The sequence below is a fragment of the Aeromonas sp. HMWF014 genome (assembly GCF_963878295.1).
Lineage (GTDB): Bacteria > Pseudomonadota > Gammaproteobacteria > Enterobacterales > Aeromonadaceae > Aeromonas > Aeromonas popoffii.
The window spans coordinates 1-4,074 of sequence record NZ_CAWNYS010000357.1 but is presented as its reverse complement, the minus strand read 5'-3'; the positions used below and the strand labels follow the sequence as shown (position 1 = coordinate 4,074).

Below are 4,074 nucleotides of genomic sequence, written 5' to 3'. Positions count from 1 at the left end.
ACACATCAGAAGGATCGGTCAATGGATCCTTAACTGATCGGCATTAAGCGCATTGCACCGCTTTTTTTTTGTGGATGTGTGAGCGAGGTGTAATTCACTTCGTTCATTACACCCTACGTTTTGCTTCGCTTGGGCCACATTTAACAACAGGGTTGATTGTGGATTGGGCAAAACATGGCGAATTACAGACGAATATGGCAACCGGGGGGAACCTGGTTTTTTACGGTGGTGCTGGCTGAGCGTCAGAATAACCATCTACTAGTCGAACAGATTGATCTGTTGAGGAGGGTTGTCAGGGAGGTGCAAGAGAGTCATCCATTCCGCATCCACGGCTGGGTTGTCTTGCCAGAGCATCTGCATGCTTTGCTGGAGTTGCCGGAAGGGGATACCAACTTTCCGCTGCGTTGGCGTCAAATAAAGAGCAAATTTTCGCGAGCAATCCCCAATTCAGAGGCTCGTTCAGAATCTCGTTGGCGTCGCGGTGAGCGGGGTATTTGGCAGCGACGTTATTGGGATCATCTGATCCGCGATCAGGACGATTTCAATAATCATCTCGATTACATCCATATCAACCCCGTCAAACATGGATTGGTAACAGCCCCGAAAGATTGGCCATATTCCACCTTTAATCGCTGGGTTCAACAGGGCAGGTATCCATTATCTTGGGGAGATACCGCTACGCCAGAATATGAAATACCACACGACAATAAATAAACGGCGTCAACGTGGTTAACGTAGGTTGCAATAAGCGGAGCGCATTGCACCGCTTATTTTTACCTCGAATATAGAGGTGCAATTCACTTCGTTCATTGCACCCTACGGTATTACGGTGCTCCACGCGAAAAAATAAATGAGATTGATGTGGTTGTAGGGTGTAATAAGTGGAGCGTATTACACCAATTTTTTAATCTCGAGCAATAGAGGTGCTACCATCTTGAATGTAGCTTTTGGTGTGGAGTCATTGGCGCGCCAGCATAGCCATCCAACAAGTTTGGATTTTTATCCAAATATTCGCGAGCCCAAGGTTGTAGATTAAATGCAAAACCATTACGCATATCGCCCATGCTTGCTGCCAGATAAGTAATGCCTTGAGCACGTAATCCAGCCATTATTCCATCATCCATACCAACATAAATCGTGTTCTGCTGCCTTTCGATGTATGGTATCAGATAGCCTTTTTCCTCTGGAGTCAAATTATGAAGAATCGCATGTCGATTCTTGATTATTTGTCTTTGACGATATCCATGCATTAAAAAATGGAATAATCTGGCCGCACAAAATGATAGAGTGAGTAGAAATGCTGGGCCCAAAAAAACTCTATATTCATTCCTAAAACTATCTACAGCTAGGATTTTAGAATATTCTTCTGGCAAAAATAAAATGAGTCCAAGAACAGATATAATGGCCACTAAGAATGCAGCAGGTATTTTTATGAAGTAGTCAGAAAACTCTGTCAGTTTATCAAACATTTTTTCGCTTTCCCCTAAAAATTATCAGAACCATTATCATGACATATAGACCAGTGTACTTTCGATGGAATTATGAATGAAACATTGGAGTCTTTTGATGTGATATGCCCAGTGTTGTTACGACCAGCCCGACGTGTCACTACTACGACATAGCATATGTTGGAGCGAGCCTTACCCGGCTCGCCCTGATTACTCCCTATAATCCCATCTTCTCCAATTCACCAATTTTTCCGCCGCTGATGAGCGGCAAATTGCGGCTGATCTGCTCCACAGGCCAGTCCCACCAGGCGAGGGTATTGAGGCGGGCTATGGTGTCGTCGTCAAAGCGGTAGCGGATCACCTTGGCGGGGTTGCCGCCGACCACGGCGTAGGCGGGCACGTTGCTGGTGACCACGGAGCGGGCGGCGATAATGGCGCCATTGCCGACGTGCACACCCGGCATGATCAGGGCCTCGAAGCCTATCCAGACATCGTGGCCGATCACGGTATCGCCCTTGTAGGGGAGACTGCCAGGGGTGGGGGCGGCGCTCTCCCAGCCGTTGCCGAAGATAAAGAAGGGGTAGGTGGAGAAGCCGGAGGTCTGGTGGTTGGCGCCGTTCATGATGAACTTGACCCCGCGGGCGATGGCGCAGAACTTGCCGATGATGAGCTTGTCGCCAACGAAGGGGAAGTGGTAGAGGACGTTGCGCTCAAAGCCCGCCGAATCCTCCGGGTCGTCGTAATAGGTGTAGTCACCCACCTCGATATTGGGTCCCTTGATGGTGTTCTTGATAAAGCACACCTGGGGGAAGCCCTCCATGGGGTGGGGATTGGCGGGGTCGGGTCCGTGCACTGTGCTCTCCTTTCGAATCTGTCAGCACACTACCGTAAAGGAATGTGATGAGGGCCTGCCACCTTTTTTTGGTGTATCACTGGCCGGGTGCGGGTTGGCCAGGCTCTGTCGTCCAGTGTCATCTGGTGTATCGACCCGGGGCGGGTTTGTCTCTAGCATGGAGCAGATGCGGGGCAAGGGCTCCGCCACGGGCTTTTGGCGAAGTCCGTTCTACGGACTTTTGGCGGAGAGAACACGATGAAGATGCGTCACCTGCTTATGCTGAGCGCCCTGCTGTTGGGCGGCTGTGCGGTCAATCCCTACGGCGGCACTCAGGCGCCTGTCAGTGAACCGGACCAGCCTGTGAGCCAGCCGGATAAACCGGTTACCAAGCCGGATACCGGGGCGCCCCTGCCCAAGCCGGTGGCCCCGACCGGGCTGGCGCTGGCCATGGCGGATGCCTTCGTGCAGGCACCCGAGGTGCGGGAGCTGGTGAAGAGCGGCAATCCCGTGCTGCTGCTCACCCCGCCCCAGAACGGGACGGGTGAACCCTTCGATACCCGCCCCATGGCGGCGGCCATGAGCAAGCGGATCCAGTCCAAAAGTGGTTTTCGCTTCGTCGATCCCGGCCAGGTGGCCGCCATCACAGGCCAGCTTGAGTATCAACAGGGGAGAATGAATCCGGCTTCATTGGTGCGGATCGGCCGCCAGACCGGGGCGGGTTACATGCTCTATGGGGATCTGGTGTCCGAGGGGAGTCGCTATCGACTCACCATGAGCCTGATGGAGTTGCGCAGTGGCGAGCTGCTCTGGAACGGCAGCCGTTCCGCCAGTCACTAAACATGACAAAGAGGCTTGATGGTCATTGCATTCAACCCTCTTGTTTCCATGCCCCTGGCAGCGCCTGTTACTGCTCCGTCTTGTTCAGAAAATAGCTGATATGCCCCGGCGGCCTATCCGGCAGCTGGCCAAAGACGGCGTAGTCCTGTTTCTGGTAGAAGGACAGCGCCTGGAAACGGGTGGTTTCCAGATGGTAGTGGGTGATGCCCTCTCTATGCAGCCAGCCCCATTTTATCGCGCCGAGAATACCGCCCTGCACCACGCCCTCTTTATCCCTGATAACGCTGGCGATCCGCTCACGGGTTAATGGGCCCGTGATGGTTTCGTTGAATTAATTCAGGCCGCTGCGCAGGGCGTCGAATTCTGTTGTGTCGGGTGGTTGAGGGGCGGTCAGCTGCATTGTCACACCTCTGGAAAATAGCAGGCGGCAATATCGACGGGCTGATCGGGGCAACCGGGCAGATAGAATTGCCAGCCGGCATCGGCGAAGGCGCGCAGCTCATTTTCGACAAATTTCAGGGCCAGGCTCAGGGCCTGCAGGGCATCGACGCCATAGATGAAGGTCTTGTCGCTCAGCCCCTCCAGCTTCACCTTGCAGCGCCAGTCGCCACTGGCGGATTTGGGATCCCGCTCCGGCGCCTTGATTGCCATTTTCAGGGTCACTTGCTCGCCTTCGATGCTCACGGCCTCGAACTTGGCGGTCACTATGGTCTTCTTCATCTGGATATCCTTTCTCCGCTTGCCCACAATCCTGTTTCGCCAAGGCGATGAGCATGAAATGGTGAGTCTGGACAGACAACAAAAACAGACTCAGGAAGGTCAGCCTAATGGAACCAGCCAGCGGAGACAATGGCTGGACGGTGCGCAGTGTGAGCGGGATCGGCTTATCTGAACGCAGGACCCACTGTGGCCGGTTCTGACGGGGCGGGTGAGGGGGGCGACAGAATAATGAAG

At 53.5% G+C, this 4,074-nt stretch carries 5 protein-coding genes and 1 pseudogene; 2 read left to right on the top strand and 4 right to left on the bottom strand.

Going from position 1 to position 4,074, the window contains the following annotated elements; all coding sequences use genetic code 11:
* Positions 1-174 precede the first annotated feature (174 nt).
* Positions 175-714 carry an REP-associated tyrosine transposase gene (locus tag AAC083_RS14950; protein ID WP_108537016.1) on the top strand — a complete coding sequence of 180 codons (540 nt, stop codon included), beginning with the start codon at positions 175-177 and terminating at the stop codon, positions 712-714.
* Between the two features lie 212 nt (positions 715-926).
* Here AAC083_RS14950 and AAC083_RS14945 read toward each other — a convergent pair whose 3' ends face one another.
* Together AAC083_RS14945 and AAC083_RS14940 are read right to left on the bottom strand one after the other, a co-directional pair.
* Positions 927-1,469 (bottom strand): super-infection exclusion protein B, encoded by a 543-nt coding sequence (locus AAC083_RS14945; protein ID WP_108537015.1) that lies wholly within the window; start codon positions 1,467-1,469, stop codon positions 927-929.
* Positions 1,470-1,665: 196 nt separating this feature from the next.
* Positions 1,666-2,319 (bottom strand): Vat family streptogramin A O-acetyltransferase, encoded by a 654-nt coding sequence (locus tag AAC083_RS14940; protein WP_375134760.1) that lies wholly within the window; start codon positions 2,317-2,319, stop codon positions 1,666-1,668.
* A gap of 219 nt (positions 2,320-2,538) precedes the next feature.
* On the opposite strand from AAC083_RS14940, the gene AAC083_RS14935 reads away from it, so the two are divergent.
* Positions 2,539-3,120: a penicillin-binding protein activator LpoB gene (locus AAC083_RS14935; RefSeq protein WP_108537013.1), complete on the top strand. Its 582-nt coding sequence runs from the start codon at positions 2,539-2,541 to the stop codon at positions 3,118-3,120.
* Between the two features lie 67 nt (positions 3,121-3,187).
* Here the strand turns inward: AAC083_RS14935 and AAC083_RS14930 are convergent.
* Positions 3,188-3,520: pseudogene (locus AAC083_RS14930) on the bottom strand (GNAT family N-acetyltransferase).
* Positions 3,521-3,522: 2 nt separating this feature from the next.
* Complete coding sequence (locus AAC083_RS14925; RefSeq protein ID WP_042037900.1) at positions 3,523-3,840, bottom strand: DUF6968 family protein; 318 nt, start codon at positions 3,838-3,840, stop codon at positions 3,523-3,525.
* Between the last annotated feature and the right edge of the window lie 234 nt (positions 3,841-4,074).